This is a genomic window from Vibrio sp. S234-5 (assembly GCF_000960595.1).
Classification (GTDB): domain Bacteria; phylum Pseudomonadota; class Gammaproteobacteria; order Enterobacterales; family Vibrionaceae; genus Vibrio.
This window is the reverse complement of sequence record NZ_JZAM01000181.1, coordinates 1-19150: the sequence shown is the minus strand read 5'-3', so window position 1 is coordinate 19150 and position 19150 is coordinate 1. Positions and strand designations below refer to the sequence as shown.

Below are 19150 nucleotides of genomic sequence, written 5' to 3'. Positions count from 1 at the left end.
GAACTTGATGCCGCCAGAAACTCAAAGAGCAACGGTGCTGGAAAGCTTTCGCCCGATTACGGATGACGAGTTTAGCTGCTTCAGAGAGTTAATCTTCCGTACAGCGGGAATATCGATGGCCGACGAAAAGAAAGTGTTAGTCTCTGGACGTTTGGCCAAAAGGCTGCGCCACTATCATCTGAATACCTTCGAACAGTATTATCAGTTAGTGCGAAATACGCAGCAGTACCCCGGTGAAATGCAAGTAATGGTGGATCTTCTCACCACCAACGAAACCTACTTTTTCCGCGAGCCAAATCACTTTGAGTTTTTGCGACAACATCTCAAAGAATCTCGGCCCAGCGGGACATTTCGCATTTGGAGCGCGGCCTGTTCATCCGGTGAAGAGGTGTATACGCTGGCGATGACGCTGGCCGAAGCATTGCCGCATAAAGCGTGGGAAGTGGTGGGGTCCGATGTCAGTCAGCGCATGCTCGACCATTGCCAAAAAGCAGTTTATCCGCTCTCTCGCCGTGGTTCCATGAGTGACTATTATCTGCGCCAATATTGCCTTAAGGGCATTCGGCAGCAAGAAGGTCATTTTCTGGTTGAGCGCTTTTTGCGTTCACGCTGCACCTTCCACCAAGTCAATCTCATCGAACCTTTGCCCAACTTGGGGCTATTTGATGCGATATTCTTACGCAATGTCATGATTTACTTTAACCGCGATACCAAACAGAAGGTGGTCCAAAAACTCTTAAAGCAGTTGAAACCAAATGGGCTGCTTTTTATTGGTCATTCCGAGTCCCTGAATGGTTTAGATCATCAAGCGAAATTAATTCGCTCCTCGATTTATCGCAAGCAATGTGAATAACGGTATGCGTTCATCGATTCACCGAGGTAGAACTCATATCACAATAGGCCCCGGGGAGTATCACGCTTGCCACCAAAAACCCATTTTTTCTACCATTTTGGGCTCTTGTGTCGCGACTTGTCTGTGGGACCCTGTCCATCATGTGATGGGGATGAACCATTTTCTGCTGGCAAACACCACAAGCCAGCGGCGGGAACCATTGATCTTCTCTGAGGCTGGCCGTTATGGCATTCACGCCATGGAATTGCTGATCAACGCCATGCTGAAGAAAGGCGCCGAACGTAAGCATTTGCAAGCGAAAGCGTTTGGCGGCTGTAACTTGCTCGACAACAAAGGGAAAGAAGTGTTGCCGTTTACCATTGGTCAGCTCAATAGCCAATTTGTGGTCGAATTTCTTAAACAGGAGGGAATACCCTTGGTTGCCTCCAGTTTAGGCGGAGCGGATGCAAGGGTTATTTATTTCACCCCAGACGATAACTTCAGCGTTTATGTCAAACGCATTGGCCGACAAAATCAGCAAACGCTCGCCAAGCAAGAAAAAGCCTTCCTATTACAGCAATCACAACAAAAATCACGCCCAATCCAGTTCTGGTAATAAATAATGCTGGCAGTAAAAAGGAATAACCTATGAGCATCAAAGTATTAATCGTCGATGATTCAGCCGTGGTGAGGCAAGTATTAACCGAACAACTGCATGGCGAATCAAATATTGAAGTGATCGGTTCCGCCTCCGACCCGATTTTCGCCATGAAAAAAATGCAGCAACGATGGCCCGATGTGGTCATTCTCGATATCGAAATGCCTCGTATGGATGGCATTACCTTCCTTAAAAAACTGATGGCGGAAAGGCCAACCGCCGTAGTGATCTGCTCAACGTTGGCTGGCGTTGGCGCACAAGTGACCATGGAAGCGATGGCAGCCGGTGCAGTCGATATCATCACCAAACCGAAAGCGGGTTTAAAATCTTTCTTGCAAGAGAGTAAAATCGCCATGATTCAAGCCATCAAAGGAGCGGCCGCAGCTAACCTTAACAAACTGCAAATTCAATCAACCTCGAAAAAACCGCACTCTCCACAGCCTCTCACACCATTTAAAAGCGCGCCGAAACTGAGTGCCGATGTCATCCTGTCCACCAACAAAGCCAAACCCATGGCAGAGACGACCGACCGAGTCATCGCCATCGGCACGTCAACGGGGGGTACTCAGGCATTAGAGGTGGTGCTCAAACAGCTTGACCCCAGCGCGCCGGGCATCGTTGTCGTGCAACATATGCCAGAACAGTTCACCGCCTCTTTTGCTCAAAGGCTCAATCAATTGTGCAGAGTGAACGTGAAAGAAGCAGAACATAATGATCGCGTGCTGCCGGGGTTAGTGCTGATCGCCAATGGAGGCAAACATCTGCTGCTTAGGCGCAGTGGCGCTCAGTATCGGGTGGAACTCAAAGACGGCCCTCTCGTCAGTCGCCATCGCCCTTCGGTAAATGTGCTGTTTCGCTCGGTGGCCAACGCGGCCGGAGCCAATGCTACCGGCATCATCATGACCGGCATGGGCGACGATGGCGCTCAGGGAATGAAAGAGATGCACGAGGCAGGCGCGCTCACCATAGCGCAAGATGAGAGCAGTTGTGTCGTCTATGGCATGCCCAAAGAAGCGGTCAAATTGGGTGCGGTCGACCACATTGTGACGCTGGACGCTATCCCAAAATTAATCATGTCACTCAAAGGAGAATAGCGAATACGACATAAGCACGCAGCAGAAAAGGTAAGCCCATTAGCCAGCTGTATCTATTTCTTTCCTGACTATTTCTGCTCAACTTAGGCAGGCAGAGTGGACGAATAGCGTGAAATAGCGTTTCATGGCTTTGAGTGGTCTTAGTGACCAAACAAGAAATAACTTATTGATAAAATTAAATAATAGATATCTATTATAGAAATACACCTACCTGATGGACCTGCTATGTTTACTTTAAACGTCGATAACGAGATTGAGTTGGCTTTGGTGCAAGAATCTTTTGCCCCTTTGTACGTGGAATTGGTGGCCGAGCATAAAGCCTACCTCTCTCAATGGCTCGCGTGGCCTGACTTCTGCTCCTCAGAGCAAGATTTTCGCCTGTTTGTGCACCGTTCGCTGCACGATTACGCCGATGGAAAATCACTCACCTGCGCGATTTTTTACCATGGAGATCTGGTCGGCAATATTGGCCTGCATGAAATTAATCCGGAGCTTGGCCGCACTTGTATCGGCTATTGGCTGGCTGAATCGCATAAAGGCAAAGGCATCGTCACGCGTGCGGCGCAGACGCTGATTAAGCATGCGTTTGACACGCTAGGTTTAGAGAAAGTGCAATTGCAAGCAGCAAAAGAGAACCTTGCCAGCCGGGCGGTGGCGGAGCGCCTTGGTATGACGCTCGAAGGCATCATCACTCGTAATGAGAAGGTGCAAGATAGAGTGCTGGATCATGCCATTTATGGCCTACACAAACACGCCTGCCAATAAGAAACTCAGCCGAAAATTAAGGTTTTCGGCTGAGGATTATTTTTACTCTTTTGCTACCGCTTTGATCAGCACTGAGGTATCCATTCGTCCTAACCCCTGCTGCTGCAGCTTGGCGTACTGAGCGTCGACTTGCTCAGTCAGTGGCAGCGTTAAACCAACGCGTTCCGCTTCTTGCAGACAGAAGCCGAGGTCTTTACGCATCCAATCGATGGCAAAGCCAAAATCAAACTTGCCTTGTGCCATGGTCTGGGCGCGATTTTCCATCTGCCAAGAACCTGCCGCGCCGTGTTTTAGCGTGTTGACAACCTGCTCGATATCTAAGCCCGATTTTTGCGCCAGCAGCAGCGCTTCACTCAGCCCTTGCAGCACGCCAGCGATACAAATCTGGTTCACCATTTTGCAGCGTTGTCCTTGGCCATTTTCACCCAGCAATGTGATCTGTTTGGCGTAGACATCCATCACCGGCGAGACGTTAGCAAACACTTCGGCATCACCACCACACATGATGGTTAGCACGCCATTTTCGGCTCCGGCTTGGCCGCCAGAGACAGGCGCATCAATGAAGTTCACCGCCACTTTTTGACATGCGGCGGCCAGCTCAATCGCCAGCTCAGCGGAGGTCGTGGTGTGATCAACCAAGGTCGCGCCCGCTTTTAGCCCAGCCAGTACCCCATTTTCACCGTATACCACGCTGCGTACATCGTCATCATTGCCGACACAAACAAACACCACATCACAACCAAGCGCGGCCTCACGTGGGGTTTCAAACGCTTGCCCTTGATGCTGCTGGGACCATTTTTCTGCTTTGGCAAATGTACGGTTGTAAACCCGCGTTTGGTAGCCCGCTTTGCTCAAATAGCCTGCCATTGGGTAGCCCATGACTCCCAATCCAATAAAGGCAACTGTTTTGACTTCCATTCTTTCTCCCCAATGACGTTGTTATCAATTTCAATCAACTTGTTATCGATTTCGCGCCGCACATGATAACTGAAAAACCGCGCTCGCGACCATATCCCTTCCCCAATTGCGCCGCTTTATGTCAGAATGGCGCCAACCTATTGAGATAAAAACAAGCTGTCACTATGAATTTTGCTGCCGCCATCTTCGATATGGATGGACTTCTACTCGACACCGAACGTGTCTGTATGCAGGTTTTCGAACAAGCCTGTCATGCGCAAAACCTACCTTTTTACAAAGAGACTTACCTCTCGGTGATTGGCCGTAATGCCGCGGGCATTGAAGCGGTGCTGCGCGAAGCGTATGGGGATGACCTCGACCGCCTGCACGCCGAGTGGCGCCAGCGTTACAACCAGGTTGTATTTCATGAGGCTATTCCGGTCAAAGCTGGCGTGATCGAACTGTTACAGTGGCTAAAAGCTCAGCAGATCCCAACGGCGGTGGCCACCTCGACGCAAAAAGAGGTCGCGTCAGTCAAACTCAAGCTCGCCGGGCTGGATCACTACTTCGACAGCATCACCACCGGGTGCGAAGTAAGCCACGGCAAGCCCGACCCAGAAATCTACTTACTCGCCGCCAGCCGACTCAAGATCGCACCAGAACGCTGTTTGGCTTTTGAAGATTCCAACAACGGCGTACGTGCGGCGGTGGCAGCGCAGATGATCACCTACCAAATTCCCGATTTGGTTGAACCTTGCGCCGAAGTGAAACGCTTTGGCCACCACATCTTCCCTTCGCTGACTGACGTATTGGCTCAGCTCAGCGGTCAACATTAGCAACCAGTACTAACATCAAAGGGGCAAACGGCCCCTTTGTGAATGATTACGTCTACATGGTGTCTGCAGCTATTGAAACTCTGCACCCGCAGCGGCGACAAACGCCATCTCAACCAAATAGTTCGGATCGGCTAGTTCAGCTTTGACACACGCGCGGCTCGGCGCACAACCTTGTGGGAACCAGTTGTCCCACACTTGGTTTAATGCATCAAAATGGGCGAAATCGGTCACGTAGATGGTCACCGAAAGAACGCGAGAGCGGTCGCTACCAATCTTCGCAAGCTGCACTTCTGCCTGAGACAAAATTTGTTCCACTTGGCCTTTCATATCTGCCGAAGTATCACTGTCCGCCACTTCAACAAAATGGGCGATGCCGTTAAAAACGGTAATATCTGACCAGCGATTGCCGGGGTTAATGCGATGAATTGTCATGCTTATTTTCTCTTTGACTTCAAACCAAGCGCAGAAGTATCTCAAGTTATCATCAGGCTTTCCAGCCAAGAGGCGTTAACATGCCCCTTGATGTTCCAGTAAACAGACCGGGCTACCCACTTGGCAACTAAACCCACTTGGGCTCAGTAACCCCGTTTGCCTGTCGCGGCGAAAACTGACCACATTATGCGAGTGCTGATTGGCAACAAGCAACCATTTACCATCACGCGACAGCACAAAATCGCGTGGAAACTGGCCGCCAGTGTCAACAGCGCCAATCCATTCAGGCTGGGCGTGGCTGAGTGCAAAAATGGCGATTTTATTCTGCCTGCGACACGAGACGTAAAGAAATCGCTCATCTGGGGACAAGCGAATCGCCGAGGCGGCTTCGCCGTTGCTCTCGCCCGGGAGCAACGGTTGCTGCGAGCAGAGATGCCACTGTTCGCCGCGGCGCTCAATCACCATCAAGGTTTCAAAAAGCTCTGCGACCAGATAAATGCGATCTTCCTGTTGCGTCAATACCAGATGACGAGGGCCGCAACCCGGCGGCAATGACAGAGATTGATGCAGGCGGAAGGTCTCATTTTGTCTATCGATGGCAAAAATATTGAGACGATCCGTGCCCAGATCGACCACCATCAAATACGGGCTGTGACGCAGGAAGATAGCCTGATGCGCGTGCGGCGCGGTTTGTCTCGCCTGATTTGGCCCACTGCCATCAACAAACAGCTCTGTCAGTTTGCCAATCGGCTTACCGGTTTCATCCAACTTGAAGATTGAAGTGTTGCCGGAGCCGTAACTGGCCACCGCGCAAAACTGCTGCTCACCGTCAATATCGAGATGACACGGGTAATCGCCTTCGATCTCAATTTGCGCCGTATCGTGGCAGCCAAGCCACACCAGTTGCGGTGCTTGCGACTGCGCCACTTCATTGAACGTGTATAAACCGCGTGCAGTTTGGGTGAGGTAAGAGGGATTGGCTAACACCACCAACTCATTGAACGGGATCAACTCACCCGTTTCGCTATTTAATTCCAGTTGCGCGACGCCTTCGCTGATGCTGGGTTGATCGGTATAAGTGCCAAGATAAAAATGTAAATTGCCTGTCGTCATGGGAATTTGCTTCCATTGCTTCTCGTTATCTCTCTACCTTGCCGCCTGTCGGCGCAGGCGGCAACGGCTTTTGCTAATCAGTGCGCAAATTTGTGAAGCAGTTGCTCTGTCGGCCTGACAAGCGCCACAATCGCCTCATCAAATAGCGCCGAGTTCTCATCCAACACGGCTTGGTAAGCGTAGTATTGATCTGCGCTTATTGTGGCGTTCTCGGACACTTTCTCCAATAAGATCAAGGCCAAATCGGCCACCTCAATGGTCGCTTGTGCCAGTGGTACACTCTGCGCCCCAGAGACGCTTCGTGCCAGCAGTTCAAGCGACTGCGTGGCGGCCCATTTTGCCGTCTGATAATGGCTGGTTAATGAGGCGAGAATCACTTGGCACTCTGCTCTCTGGCCGAAATCCACGTCGCGGAGCAGTTGTTCCATCTGATAGACGGCAAGGCTTTCCACCGCCAACGCATCAACAAAACGGTTGAGTCGCTCATATTGATTGTAACGTTCGCCACAAGTCGGCGTTGCCTGCCACTTTTGCCAATGCCTTGCGTAGTATTGCCCAGGCTCTGTGTACTGGGCGAGCACCGCCAGCGGCGTACTGTCAAAGCCCATCGCCAGCCGCATTAAGCCCAGTTGCGCGTCGGCCTGATGGCGTAAACCGAGTGAAAGCTGCGACCAAGTATCGATAACCTGCATACGGCGATACATGCTCTGCTCATCGCGCTGCTCAACACTCGACCAAAAACGTTCTGCGATAGCGAAACTGCGCGGCCACAAACGCGATTCGATCGTCATTGAGTCGACCAGTTCTCCCCAGATGGTGATTTCACCACCGAGGATCAACGCGCGCTCTTTTTCACTAAGTTCAGCGGGGTAGCCGCCCTTTGCCTCTGGCAGTGTGTTTTGCGGCCAATCACTGCTGGCACTTAACACGCCAGTAACGGGATAACGCACATTGCCAATCCGTTGATAACTGCCGTTAGCAAGCTGCTCGCCAGCAAACTGGTAGTGGAATTCCGTGTAGGACATAAAGGTGTCGAGATGACCGCGAAAACGCACGCCGGGAAGATATTCCAACACGGTGACTGCCTGACGAGATCGGCCGTGGTAATCGCTAAAAGCGCGTACCTGCCCTTGCGCACTTTCAATAATGATCAGATTGCCACTTAGCGCCTCACCTTTAGGCCGCGGCTTATGCCACGTGTAACAGACAAACTTGTCGCCAGTTGCCAACTGATCATCCACTGCTAAACCTTGCGGCATGGGATCGTTGCGATAGTGATAACTGGTGGGTTGCGGCTGATCAAGATAGTAACCCGTGGATAAAATCCCTTGATAACCCTGCTTAGCCGCACGGCCGATGCTGTCGTGCCCTTGCCAGCTTTGGATGACCACCGACGTCGGCAGATCTTGGTGCCACACTTCGTCCCAACCAATGATTTTACGCCCATCCGCCGCCAGCATACTCTCTACTTGGGTATTGAGGTAAGACTGCAAACCGCGTTCACCATCGAGCTGATGCTCTTGGATAAAACGCTGAATGCGTGGATTATCGCGCCACTGTTGGTAGTCGGGTTCGTCCCCACCAATATGCACGTACTGGTCGGGGAAAAGCGCCACCACTTCGTGAAAAATGCTCGCCAGAAAGCTCAACAGCTCGGGATTGGTTGGGTCCATCAGCGGCGCAAACACGCCCCATCCACGTTGCTGTGGGTAGGTTTGCCCGCTGGGGCCAGACATCAGATGCGGATAGGCATGCGCCACCGCAGAGGCGTGGCCGGGCAAGGAGATCTCCGGTATCACCCGTATCCCCAGCGCGCGAGCATATTCGATCACCTGCGACACCTCGGCTTTGCTGTACACATCGCCATCAGCACTGTGCTGCCACAGTTTGGGGTAGCTTTCGAACTGAATACGAATGCCTTGATCGTCCCAAAAGTGCCAGTGGAATACGTTGAGTTTGGCGGCGGCCATCGCATCAAGTTGGCGCAAAATAACGGGTAGCTCAATGTAGCGGCGGGCCGTGTCATAGGAAACGCCGCGCCAGCCAAATCTCGGCGCATCCGTGATAGACAGCGCTGGTAGGTAGTAGCCCTGAGCATCGCTTTCAATCAGTTGCAAGAAGGTTTCCAGCGCATGCAAGGCCCCCACTGGCTGCGGCGCGCGGATCACCACTTGCCCCTCTGCGGCGTGCAAATGATAAGACTCATCCCAACCCAGATTCGGCACATCGCTTGGCGGCGCACTCGCGATATCCACCACTAACGTCGCGCTTTGCTGCGACGAGGCTTGCCAGTGCAACATCGGCACGCCCGTTTGCCGATAGAGGCGCTCCAATGTGCGCTTGAGTTTTTTCACCACCGCGTTGCATCGATAACCTTTAAGCAGCATGCTGAAGTCGGCATCGATAGCAATTCGCCCAGAAAGGAGCTGCACTTGCTGCGGATAGGGCATGAGATTAAGTTCACGGTTGGCCGCCATGCTGCCTCCTAAAATAAGAAATAGAACTCTGCGCGAGCAGCGCTAAACCTCGCCAGACTCAAGCTGTAGATGACGCATGCTCTGAGCCGGAATGATTGCGCCTGAATACTGAATAACCAGCGCAGCCAAACGGTGAGCAAGCTCAGCCGATGCCTGTGGCCCACTCCCGGTGAATCGCCCAACCAGATACCCGGCAGCGAATGCGTCACCCGCGGCGCAGGTATCGACAACATGAGCAACTTCTTCGGCCGCCACACTCAACGATTGCACTTCCCCCTGCTGACGCAAAAGCAACTGGCAAGGCTGCGCGCCACGTTTTATCACTACTTCAGGGCAGTCCCATTGTTGGTATCGCTCATACAAAGGCCGCTCTTGCCCCCATATTTGCTCGTCATCCTCTTGCGTGATGAAAGCGAGATCGACCCAAGGCAGTAATTCCCCATACCAGTGCCGCGCCTGCTGCGCCGACCAAAGCTGAGGACGAAAATTGTTGTCAAACGCCACTTTGCCTCCCGCTAGCGAGAAAGCGCGTAACTTGTCAATCAGCCGCGCTTTGTCAGCGTCAGGTAAAATCGCGAGGCTGATACCACTCAAGTAAAGCCAATCGAGTTCCCCGGCTTGCAATGCACGCTCCAGCGGGCTTAGCTGCACTTCGGAAAAATAAAATTTAGCGGCGGCGCTGTCACGCCAATAGTGGAAACGGCGCTCACCAGAGGCATCATTGCTCACCAGATACAGCCCGGGCAGCCGCCCTGCATGGCGCGTCACGAGCGAGGTATCAATGCCTTCTGCTTGCCAAGCCAAGAGCAGTTGTTGCGACAGGTCATCGTCTCCCAGCCCAGTCGCGTAATAAACCGCTATCGGGCTATCTTGGCATAGTCGAGCAAGATAAAGCGCGCTGTTGAGCGTGTCGCCACCAAAACGTTGTTTGAGCGGCTGGCCGCTCAGTTCAAGCATGCATTCGCCGAAAAAGCCAACCTTAAGCTTGCTGGCGCTCATACGCGATCCGCACGGTAGCAGGTGACGTCCACTTCCACTTTTACATCCACCACCAAGTCACACACCATACAGATGCGCGCCGGTGGATGAGCGGCGAAAAATTCGCTAAACACTTTATTGAACGACTGAAAATAGCGCGCATCGGTAAGGATCACTTTCACATGCACCACATCTTCCAGCGTGTAACCGGCCTCGTGCATGATATCGACACAGTTTTGCAGCGCGAGACGCGATTGCTCGACGATCCCGCCTTCGACCACTTCACCCTCTCTCATCGGGGTTTGCCCCGAAACATACAAAAAGCCGCCCGCTTCGGTGGCACGGGCAAAGGGCAAATGCTGTCCACCCGTTCCTACGCCACCTTCCACGCCGTATCGTTTTATCGTCATTGTTATTGTCCTTTTGTTAGAGAAACCCGTTGTCTGCCCAGCGGCGATTCACACGGTTTCTGGTTTAAATTGACTTCGATAGAGAAACCTACCCGTTCGAGTCGGCGATACTTCGCCAGCGTGATAAGAGAGGTGCCCGTTGACAAACACCGCTTCAATGCCTTGCGCGGCTGAAATTGGGTTGGCAAAGGTCGCGGTATCTTTGATGGTGTGCGGGTTAAACAGTACCAAGTCGGCAAAAGCGCCCAGCCGAATCACGCCGCGATCCGCCAGTTTGAAACGCTGCGCCGACATTCCGGTCATCTTAAAAATCGCCTCGGCAAGGGAGAAGAGTTTCTCCTCGCGGCAGTAGTGTCCAAGCACTCGGGGAAAAGCGCCCCACAAACGCGGGTGGGGATGCGGGTCGTTGGGTAAACCATCGGATCCCACCATAGTTAACGGGTATTTGAGCACTCGTTTAACATCTTGCTCTGCCATGCAGTGGTAGACAGCGCCGGCAGGCAGCAGTGCTTTTGCGGCCTGCAGCAACGGCAACTGTAAATCCTCTGCGATCTGTTTGAGGGTTTTGCCCGCCTGCTGTGGCAATCCTTTTGACCAGGTAATAAAAATATCAATTTCGTCATTCACTTGCGCTAAATCTAGGGTTGAGGAGCTGGCCGAATATGGGTAGCAATCGCAGCTGACCTCTTGCAGGGCTGCTGCGCTCTCCATCCGCTCCAGTACTTGCACACTGCGTCCCCAGTTTCCCGCGCCCGCACATTTCAAATGGGAGATCACCACAGGCACCCGCGCTTGTCTGCCCGTCGCAAACGCTTCTTCCATCGCGGTGAGGATCTCCGCAAACTCGCTGCGCATATGCGTGGTGTAAATGCCTTGATACCCGGCCAACACCTTAGCCAGTTGCACCACCTCTTCGGCGGTGGCTTGTTTGGCACTGGCGTACGCCAGACCCGAGCTGAGCCCCAGTGCGCCCTGCTCCATCGCTTCTGTCAGTGCCGCGCGCATCTGCTCGATTTCCGCTTGCGTGGCTGGGCGCTGCAAATGGTCCATCAGGTTATTGCGCAGCGTGGTATGGCCAACCAGCGCTGCAACATTCACTGCTGGCTTGGCCTGCTCGACCGACGCGGCATAGTGAGCAAATGTGGGATAAACGAAATCACTCTGCTCACCAAGCAAATTCATCGGATCCGGCGGTTCACCGCTCAGCACCGCAGGGCTGGCGCTGATGCCGCAGTTGCCCACAATCACAGTGGTGACACCTTGGCTAATTTTGGCCAAACAGTGTGGGAAGCGGATCACATTGGTGTCGTCATGAGTATGCACATCGATAAATCCGGGCGCTAGCGCTAGACCTTGTCCTTCAATCACTTGCTGCGCCGAAGCGTTCGCGAGCTGTCCAAGCTGGACTATGCGATCTTGCTTTATCGCGACATCGGCAATAAATGGCGTCGCGCCTGTGCCGTCGTAAATCTCTGCCTGTTTGATGAGGGTATCGAACTGCATGCGGGTTTGCGTCCATGCCAAAATAAGAGGAAGTGATCTTAAAGCTTGGTCATTTCGAATCAGTGATGTCTCCCGCAAAGCATCGAGCAAAGTTTGATAGTTTCTATCACGACGCTTAGCATTATCAAAAATAAGTATTATTTTTCAATTAATTAAATCATGTTAGGAGCGGAAGATTATGAGCAAAATAAAGGACTTACCTGATAAAAACTATCAGAAGCACGCAGACAATTTCCCTGCCGAAGGTGAAAAAGGGCAAGCGCTTCATGCTCATCTCCCTTCTCTTGCTCATGACGAGATCAGCCTGCCAGCCGCCGTGTTAAACCACAGCGCGCTGGAAAACAACTTGCGTTGGATGCAAGACTTTGCCGATCGTCATCAGGTCAAACTCGCTCCCCATGGTAAAACCTCGATGACACCAGAACTGTTTCGCCAGCAACTGCAGCATGGCGCTTGGGGCATCACCGTGGCCAGCCCTGCTCAAGCGCAAGTGGCGGTTATGGCGGGTGCCAAACGGGTCATCATGGCGAATCAATTGGTGGGCAAAGGCAATATGGCGATCATCGCCAAGCTGCTTAGTGAACAACCGATTGAGTTTTACTGCTGCGTGGATTCAACACGCAACGTCGATGCGTTGGCGGAGTTTTTCGCAGCGCAGCAACTGACGCTCAACGTCTTGATCGAATACGGCGTGGCGGGCGGTCGCTGCGGGTGCCGCACGCTGCAACAAGTGCACGCCTTGGCGACGCACATTGCTAGGCAACCGAACCTGAAACTGGCGGGCATTGAAGTCTATGAAGGGGTGATCCACGGCGACAATGCCGAAAGCGAGATCCGCACATTTCTCCACACTGCCTGTGAGCTGACGCGCCAGTTGCAAACCGCCGGGCTATTGCCAGCTAAACCCCTGCTCACAGGCGCAGGCTCGGCGTGGTATGACGTGGTAGCAAAAACCTTCGCCGAGCTCGACGGCATTGAGACGATGATCCGCCCCGGCTGCTACGTTACCCATGACACCGGAATTTACCAAATGGCGCAGCAACAAGTGATGGCGCGCGCCAAACCGCATCAGGGCGCGGCGTGTGAGTTAGGCGGCGATCTCATCTCCGCGCTGGAAATCTGGGCGCACGTGATTTCTCGCCCTGAGCCCACTCGCCTTCTGGTCGGTATGGGCAAACGTGACGTGGCTTTCGACGCAGGGCTGCCGACTTTACAACTGGCATTTCGCGATGGTGAGCCGCTCGCGCTGCCACAGCACAGCCAAGCGGTAGCGATTATGGACCAGCACACCTTTGTCGAAATTCCCGCTGACTGCTCGCTGGATGTGGGGGACATTTTGGTGTTTTCCACCTCACACCCATGCCTGACGTTCGATAAATGGCGCGCTCTGGCCCTGCGAGATGAGCAATATCAAGTAACCCAGTGGTTAGAAACCCGTTTCTAGTTTCCTCCCACAGTAAGCAGTACAGGATCTTCTTGTGAACTTAGATGTCGACATCCTTTCGCAAATCAACGAGCGTTTCAGCACTCTGCGTGACGCGGAGAAAAAAGTCGCCCAATGGGTGATGGATGAGGTCAGCGCCGCCGCCAATGCCAGCATTAGCGACATTGCCCAAAGCGCGCAGGTGAGTGAGGCGAGCGTGACCCGTTTTGCCAAGGCGATTGGCTGCAAGAATGTGCGTGAGATGAAAATCAAACTGGCCCAATCGTTAACCATCGGCCAGCGATTTATTCTCGAATCACCCGAGCCGAGCAGTTATCAGATGGTTTACCAATCGATCAAACAGACGTTGGAACAAAACCGTCGCTTAATAAACGAACAAGCGATCGACCAAGCGGTAGAGTGGCTCAATAGCGCACGGCAGATCATCAGTGTCGGCATGGGCGGCGGCTCAACCATCGCCGCGCAAGAGCTACAACATCGGTTATTTCGCCTCGGTTTTGCCGTGGTGACCTATCACGATGGTTTGCTAACGCGCATGGTTGCGGCAACCGCGGAGCGCAGCGATGTGATGCTGATGCTTTCGGCGTCTGGCTACACACCGGATCTGCTGGAAAGTGCGCAACTGGCGCGCGAGTATGGGCTAAAAGTCATCGTGATTTGTCCGCCGCGCACCCCTTTGGCACAGAAAGCAGATTTGCTGCTGCCCATCCAGCACCATGAGACCGATTTTATTTACAAACCCTCCGCATCCCGCTACGCAATGCTGGCTTTGATCGATGTACTCGCCATGGCGCTGGCGGTGAAAAACAAACGCCGCTCACGAGATAAACTGCGTCGCTTGAAAGTGGCGTTAGATTCCCACCGAGGCGGTGAAGAGAGGCAGCCGCTGGGGGATTAAGCCCTATAAACATTAACGTCCAGTGGAATACACTGGACGTTAATGAGCGAAATGTTGTGTCAACGGCTCTAGGCCAATACGCTTAAAACAGTTTTTTGCTTTCAGTTGTGTGGGAGTAGCTACTAAAGCTCAACTTATTCACTGCATCGGTTGGCGTCAGCTTCTTTTCAGCATCGACATTAACCATAAACTCACAACTCTGGTTACCTTCGACCAACTGCTGATAGCTTACGCCATACTTGTCGGAAAAGGAGATAAAAGCAACCGGCTCTTCGAGTGTAAAATAGCCCGTCCCTTTGGGAACATAGGTTTGTTTTTCCCCAAGCAGGTTGTCGCAAGACAAATTAAACAGATCAACACGGTATTGATAATTGTCCGGCTGCCAATTGCTGACCTCAATTTGCGCATTATCAGAAGCATCTGTGTACAAATTGACTTTGACTGGCTCAGCCAGCGATTGCACGGCGTTTCTTTCGATCAAATCGTCGCCTTTATACCAGTACAGCTCATAAATCTGCCCGTTTATCGGCAAGTTATGAGCGGTTAGCACCTCCCCACCGTTACCTGCTTTGAGCGGAAAAGAGACACCTCCGATAGTCAATTCAAACTTGTGATCATTGAGAATTTGAATCGGCGTTGAGGTCTGTCCGTTATTCCCCTCCATTCGGATATACAGCGTATAGACGTCCTCTAGAGAGGATGAACTATGCGAAAAAGTCACTTTGGTGGTTAATTTTTCTAAGGGATAGGTACACGCCATCTCTGGCATATTGCCGCAGTTGCTGTTATTCGCGGAACCTTGCTCGCTTGGCGTCGCGCTTCCACCACCGCCACCACAACCCACCAGCAACATTGCGGTCGTCAAAACGCATGTGCGTTTACTCATTGTTATTCCTTCATTTTCTCTGCAATCCATACCTGCCACGCAATATAGCAAAGCAATCCGTTTTAAAGGGCAGAATTAATTTGAGGTGAGTCTAAATTCAATCAAAACACGCCTCTAATTGTGCCACTTTTCATGCAACTTCCTCTTAACAAATACCCGCGATCGGGAAAGCAGTTGCTCACCATACTCGCCTCCACACAGAGTATTTCGCGCGATCTTGATCCCGTACCACATGCAACAAATAACGCTTAATCAGTAAGTTACTATACTCAAGGTGTTAGTCACGCAAATTCATCACTTGCGTAATATTTGCAGAATTATGCCACTTTCGCTCTTTCACTCGGCGAGGCTACACTGTGCTTAAATCATCACTGCTGAATTAACCAGGACAAAACAATGAGACATCTGCTATTTGCAACACTGGTTTTAACCGCCCTTACCGCTTGCACCAGCGATTCCAAACCCCAAGCACTCGGCACGCTTGAGCGCGATAGGGTGACCTTTACCGCTACCGCCAATGAAATCATTCGAGAGTTGCCCGTTAAAGAGGGCAGCGCAGTAGCGCAAGGCGATGTTCTGGTTCGTTTGGACAGTAAAAATCAGCAAGCCATGTTAGCGCGTGCGCTGGCCGAAAAAGCCAAAGCGCAGGCTTCTTTACTCAAGCTGACCAACGGCGAGCGCCCTGAAGACATCGCTGCGGCGCAAGCGCGGGTGGCACGAGCCGAAGCGCAGTTGATCGAAGCGCAGAAAACCTACAAGCGCAAATCCGAGCTGGTGGCGAAAAAACTCATCAGTCAATCCGAGAAAGACACCGCTCTCGCCGCGCGTGATTCCGCCAGAGCCGAACTTGACTCGGCCAACGAAGAGTTCAGTAAATTGACTTCGGGTGCACGTCCGGAAGACATTGAGCAAGCCAAAGCGCAACTGGCGGTTGCCGATGCCGATGTCGCGCTGCAAGAGCAAAAATTGGCCGAGTTGACCATCGTCGCTACCCGTGACGGCATTCTCGATAATCTTCCGTATAACTTGGGTGAGCGCGTTCCTGTCAATGGCATGGTCGCGGTGATTCAGGCCAACCGCATTCCTTATGCGCGCGTCTACGTACCCGCTAAATATCGCGTCGATTTTGTGCCCGGTAAGCAGGTCACGGTGCACGTCGATGGTGTGGACAACCCGCTCAGTGGCAACGTGCGTTGGGTCTCTGACGAGCCGTCATTCACCCCCTATTTTGCTCTGACAGAAGAGGAGCGTTCACGTTTGATGTATCTCGCCGAGGTGGATCTCGACGCAGCTGCCCAATCGCTCCCTTCCGGCGTGCCCGCGCAGATCGATTTGGGAGACTGAGCATGAATCAAATCAACTGCGGCGATTACGCGATTCAAGCCGAAAATGTAGTGAAGAAATTTGGCGAGTTTACCGCCATAGATAGCATCACGCTTAACGTTCCCAAGGGCAGCATTTACGGTTTTCTCGGGCCAAACGGCTGTGGTAAATCGACCACCATCCGCGTACTGACCGGGCTACTGAGCCCAACCGAAGGTAAGGTGGATGTGCTCGGATTGCAGATACCGCGTCAATCGGAACAACTGCGACTTAAAATTGGCTACATGACGCAGAAGTTCTCCCTGTACGACGACTTAACCGTGCAAGAGAACCTGCAATTTATCGGGCAGATCTTCGGTATGGATCGTAAAGCGCTCAAGCAGCGCGTGGACGAGCAGCTCGCCACCTATGGGCTGGATCAGCGCCGCAAACAGCGGGTTTCTGGCATGAGCGGCGGACAAAAACAGCGTCTTTCTTTGGCAGCGGCCACCATGCACAATCCTGAGCTGTTGTTTTTAGATGAACCGACTTCGGCGGTTGACCCAGAAAATCGCCGCGATTTTTGGGAGCAGTTGTTCGATCTTTCCGATCAAGGCACCACCATTTTGGTGACCACTCACTACATGGACGAAGCCGAACGCTGCCACCGTTTAGCGATTATGGAAGCGGGCCTGATCCGCGCCGATGGCGCGCCTGAAGAGCTGATGGCGCAAATGGGGGTCAAGATTGTTGAAGTAAAAGCAAACCAGTTGCGCGCCCTAAAAGAAGCCCTGTTGCCACTGCCGCAAGTGCGCTCCGCCGCTCAGCTCGGTATTCGTTTGCGGGTGCTGATTGACCAAAGCGTGCCCGATCCAATCGCGTGGTTGAAAAGCCAATTTCCTCATCTGCAACAAGCGGAAATGAATCTGGCCCGACCCAGTTTGGAAGATGTGTTTGTTTCTGTCACTGGGGAGGGTCGCCAATGAACGCGCTGTTTCGCATGAAAGCGATTGTGGTTAAAGAGCTTCGTCAGTTATCTCGTGATCGCATCACCTTTGGCATGGTGGTGATGATCCCGCTTATCCAGTTGCTGCTCTTTGGTTATGCGATCAACACCGATATTCGCGATATTCCCGTGGCAGTGGTCGATCAAAGCGAAAGTACCGCAGGACGCCTCTTGACCCAATCAGTCAGGGTGACACAAGTGGTGAACGTTACCCAGCACTACGCCACCGCAGAGCAAGCTGAGCAGGCGATTCAAGACGGTATTGTGCGCGCGGCGCTGATCTTGCCGCCTGATCTGACACAACGTATGGCGCAGGGGCGCGAGCTCGGGCAGTGGATTGTCGATGGCTCCGATACCATGATCAGCTCGGCGATCCTTGGTTTGCAAAATATGCCGTTGACCGACTTTGATTTTGAGCTCAGGCCCAAAGTGCAGAAAACCTTTGAAGTGGCGCTTTATTACAACCCGAGTCGCCGCTCTGCGGTCAATATCGTGCCGGGTTTGCTTGGGGTGATCCTCACCATGACGATGATTTTGTTCACCAGCGCGGCGATTGTGCGTGAGCGCGAACGAGGCAATTTGGAGCTGCTCATCACCACGCCCGTGCGCTCATTTGAGCTGATGGTGGCGAAAATTGTGCCGTATATTTTTGTCGGCCTGATTCAGGTGTTCATCATTTTGGGTTTGGGTCACTTTATTTTCGGCGTGCCCATTAATGGCGCGGTCAGCCAGATCTTGCTCGGGACACTGCTGTTTATTTCCGCCAGTTTGACGCTCGGTTTGGTGATCTCCACCATCGCCACTACCCAATTACAAGCCATGCAGATGACGGTGTTTATCCTGCTGCCCTCGATTTTGCTCTCAGGCTTCATGTTCCCCTACGAGGGGATGCCCGTCGCGGCGCAATGGATTGCTGAAGTGCTGCCCGCTACCCACTTTATGCGAATGATCCGCGGCATTGTGCTGCGCGGCGCGGATTTATTCGACCTATGGCGCGACACCATCTGGATGATTGGTTTCACCCTATTTGGCCTGATTCTCGCGTCTTTCAGGTTTAAAAAATCCCTCGACTGAACCTATCCAGCCCCGCTTTGGGGCTGGTTTTTACTATACAAAATGAGCAACAGGCTAAACAAAGCGATTCGCTGCACAAGCTTGGTAGAGAATTGTTGACCGAATGCCAACCCATTCATTACGTTGCTCATCTTACCGATAGAAGCATCAATCGCTGAATAGCGCTGGGGAAAATATGAAAATAGCCATCATTGGGCTGGGCGACATCGCGCAGAAAGCTTACCTACCTGTGATTTGCCAAAGAGCTGGGATTGAACTGGTGTTTTGCACCCGCAACGCGCAAACTTTAGCGCAGTTAGCACAGCAGTATCGCGTGACTGAAGTGTGTCAGGATTATCGCCAACTGCTGGAGATGAAGGTGGATGCGGTGATGATCCACGCGGACACGCAGATTCACTACGAAATTGCCGCGTTTTTCCGGTTCATCCGGAAAATCGATACTTCGCCTCATGACTGGCTTTGATTTTTAACTCAAAAAATTCCCAATCACGATACCCATAGGCGACTTTGTTCAGCGTCTTTATTCGGTTGTTCACACCCTCTAC

General features: G+C 52.5%; 19 protein-coding genes and 1 pseudogene. 11 read left to right on the top strand and 9 right to left on the bottom strand.

Annotated features, from left to right (window positions below; all coding sequences use genetic code 11):
* The first annotated feature begins 7 nt into the window (after positions 1–7).
* The 4 genes from UF06_RS08430 to UF06_RS08415 all read left to right on the top strand — a co-directional run bounded on the left by UF06_RS08430 (position 8) and on the right by UF06_RS08415 (position 3349).
* The gene (locus UF06_RS08430) at positions 8–853 is read left to right on the top strand and encodes a protein-glutamate O-methyltransferase CheR (protein WP_045570150.1); all 846 of its coding nucleotides are present in this window, start codon (positions 8–10) and stop codon (positions 851–853) included.
* Positions 854–1004: 151 nt separating this feature from the next.
* Entirely contained in the window at positions 1005–1448 is a 444-nt protein-coding gene (locus tag UF06_RS08425; protein WP_197541311.1) for a chemotaxis protein CheD, read from the top strand.
* 32 nt (positions 1449–1480) lie between these two features.
* Complete coding sequence (locus UF06_RS08420; protein ID WP_045570050.1) at positions 1481–2584, top strand: chemotaxis response regulator protein-glutamate methylesterase; 1104 nt, start codon at positions 1481–1483, stop codon at positions 2582–2584.
* Between the two features lie 225 nt (positions 2585–2809).
* Complete coding sequence (locus UF06_RS08415; protein ID WP_039441862.1) at positions 2810–3349, top strand: GNAT family protein; 540 nt, start codon at positions 2810–2812, stop codon at positions 3347–3349.
* Positions 3350–3391: 42 nt separating this feature from the next.
* Here UF06_RS08415 and UF06_RS08410 read toward each other — a convergent pair whose 3' ends face one another.
* Positions 3392–4267 carry an NAD(P)-dependent oxidoreductase gene (locus tag UF06_RS08410; protein WP_045570049.1) on the bottom strand — a complete coding sequence of 292 codons (876 nt, stop codon included), beginning with the start codon at positions 4265–4267 and terminating at the stop codon, positions 3392–3394.
* A 164-nt stretch (positions 4268–4431) separates the two neighbouring features.
* On the opposite strand from UF06_RS08410, the gene UF06_RS08405 reads away from it, so the two are divergent.
* Entirely contained in the window at positions 4432–5082 is a 651-nt protein-coding gene (locus tag UF06_RS08405; RefSeq protein ID WP_045570048.1) for an HAD family phosphatase, read from the top strand.
* A gap of 69 nt (positions 5083–5151) precedes the next feature.
* On the opposite strand, the gene UF06_RS08400 is transcribed toward UF06_RS08405, so the two are convergent.
* The 6 genes from UF06_RS08400 to UF06_RS08375 form a co-directional block, all read right to left on the bottom strand.
* Positions 5152–5514, bottom strand: coding sequence for a RidA family protein (locus UF06_RS08400; protein ID WP_039426923.1), 363 nt, complete (start codon positions 5512–5514; stop codon positions 5152–5154).
* 75 nt (positions 5515–5589) lie between these two features.
* Positions 5590–6627: a lactonase family protein gene (locus UF06_RS08395; protein WP_045570047.1), complete on the bottom strand. Its 1038-nt coding sequence runs from the start codon at positions 6625–6627 to the stop codon at positions 5590–5592.
* A 77-nt stretch (positions 6628–6704) separates the two neighbouring features.
* Positions 6705–9104, bottom strand: a complete 2400-nt coding sequence (locus UF06_RS08390) for a beta-N-acetylhexosaminidase (RefSeq protein ID WP_226972163.1) — start codon at positions 9102–9104, stop codon at positions 6705–6707.
* Positions 9105–9146: 42 nt separating this feature from the next.
* Positions 9147–10103, bottom strand: a complete 957-nt coding sequence (locus UF06_RS08385; protein WP_045570045.1) for a sugar kinase — start codon at positions 10101–10103, stop codon at positions 9147–9149.
* Positions 10100–10492, bottom strand: a complete 393-nt coding sequence (locus UF06_RS08380) for a RidA family protein (protein ID WP_039426911.1) — start codon at positions 10490–10492, stop codon at positions 10100–10102. The genes UF06_RS08385 and UF06_RS08380 overlap by 4 nt, the downstream gene beginning before the upstream one ends.
* A gap of 48 nt (positions 10493–10540) precedes the next feature.
* The gene (locus UF06_RS08375; RefSeq protein ID WP_045570044.1) at positions 10541–11995 is read right to left on the bottom strand and encodes a D-aminoacylase; all 1455 of its coding nucleotides are present in this window, start codon (positions 11993–11995) and stop codon (positions 10541–10543) included.
* Positions 11996–12173: 178 nt separating this feature from the next.
* Between UF06_RS08375 and UF06_RS08370 the strand changes: the two genes are divergently transcribed.
* Positions 12174–13439: an amino acid deaminase gene (locus UF06_RS08370; protein ID WP_045570043.1), complete on the top strand. Its 1266-nt coding sequence runs from the start codon at positions 12174–12176 to the stop codon at positions 13437–13439.
* A 34-nt stretch (positions 13440–13473) separates the two neighbouring features.
* Positions 13474–14337 carry a MurR/RpiR family transcriptional regulator gene (locus UF06_RS08365; RefSeq protein WP_045570042.1) on the top strand — a complete coding sequence of 288 codons (864 nt, stop codon included), beginning with the start codon at positions 13474–13476 and terminating at the stop codon, positions 14335–14337.
* 82 nt (positions 14338–14419) lie between these two features.
* Here the strand turns inward: UF06_RS08365 and UF06_RS08360 are convergent, their stop codons facing one another.
* A complete protein-coding gene (locus tag UF06_RS08360) occupies positions 14420–15223 on the bottom strand; it encodes a hypothetical protein (RefSeq protein WP_045570041.1) in 804 nt (267 codons plus the stop codon).
* Between the two features lie 396 nt (positions 15224–15619).
* Here UF06_RS08360 and UF06_RS08355 point away from each other — a divergent pair, with 396 nt between their 5' ends.
* The 4 genes and pseudogenes from UF06_RS08355 to UF06_RS08340 form a co-directional block, all read left to right on the top strand.
* Complete coding sequence (locus tag UF06_RS08355; RefSeq protein WP_039464107.1) at positions 15620–16567, top strand: HlyD family efflux transporter periplasmic adaptor subunit; 948 nt, start codon at positions 15620–15622, stop codon at positions 16565–16567.
* A 2-nt stretch (positions 16568–16569) separates the two neighbouring features.
* On the top strand, positions 16570–17511 hold the full coding sequence (locus tag UF06_RS08350; protein ID WP_045570040.1) for an ABC transporter ATP-binding protein: 942 nt from the start codon (positions 16570–16572) through the stop codon (positions 17509–17511).
* Positions 17508–18605, top strand: coding sequence for an ABC transporter permease (locus UF06_RS08345; protein ID WP_045570039.1), 1098 nt, complete (start codon positions 17508–17510; stop codon positions 18603–18605). Before UF06_RS08350 ends, UF06_RS08345 begins: the two co-directional genes overlap by 4 nt.
* Before the next feature lie 175 nt (positions 18606–18780).
* Positions 18781–19020 (top strand): annotated as a pseudogene (locus UF06_RS08340) (Gfo/Idh/MocA family oxidoreductase); the annotation flags it as partial.
* Between the two features lie 7 nt (positions 19021–19027).
* Here the strand turns inward: UF06_RS08340 and UF06_RS24070 are convergent.
* Positions 19028–19150, bottom strand: a 123-nt coding sequence (locus UF06_RS24070) for a transposase (RefSeq protein ID WP_045569239.1), incomplete at its 5' end; no start/stop codon positions are given.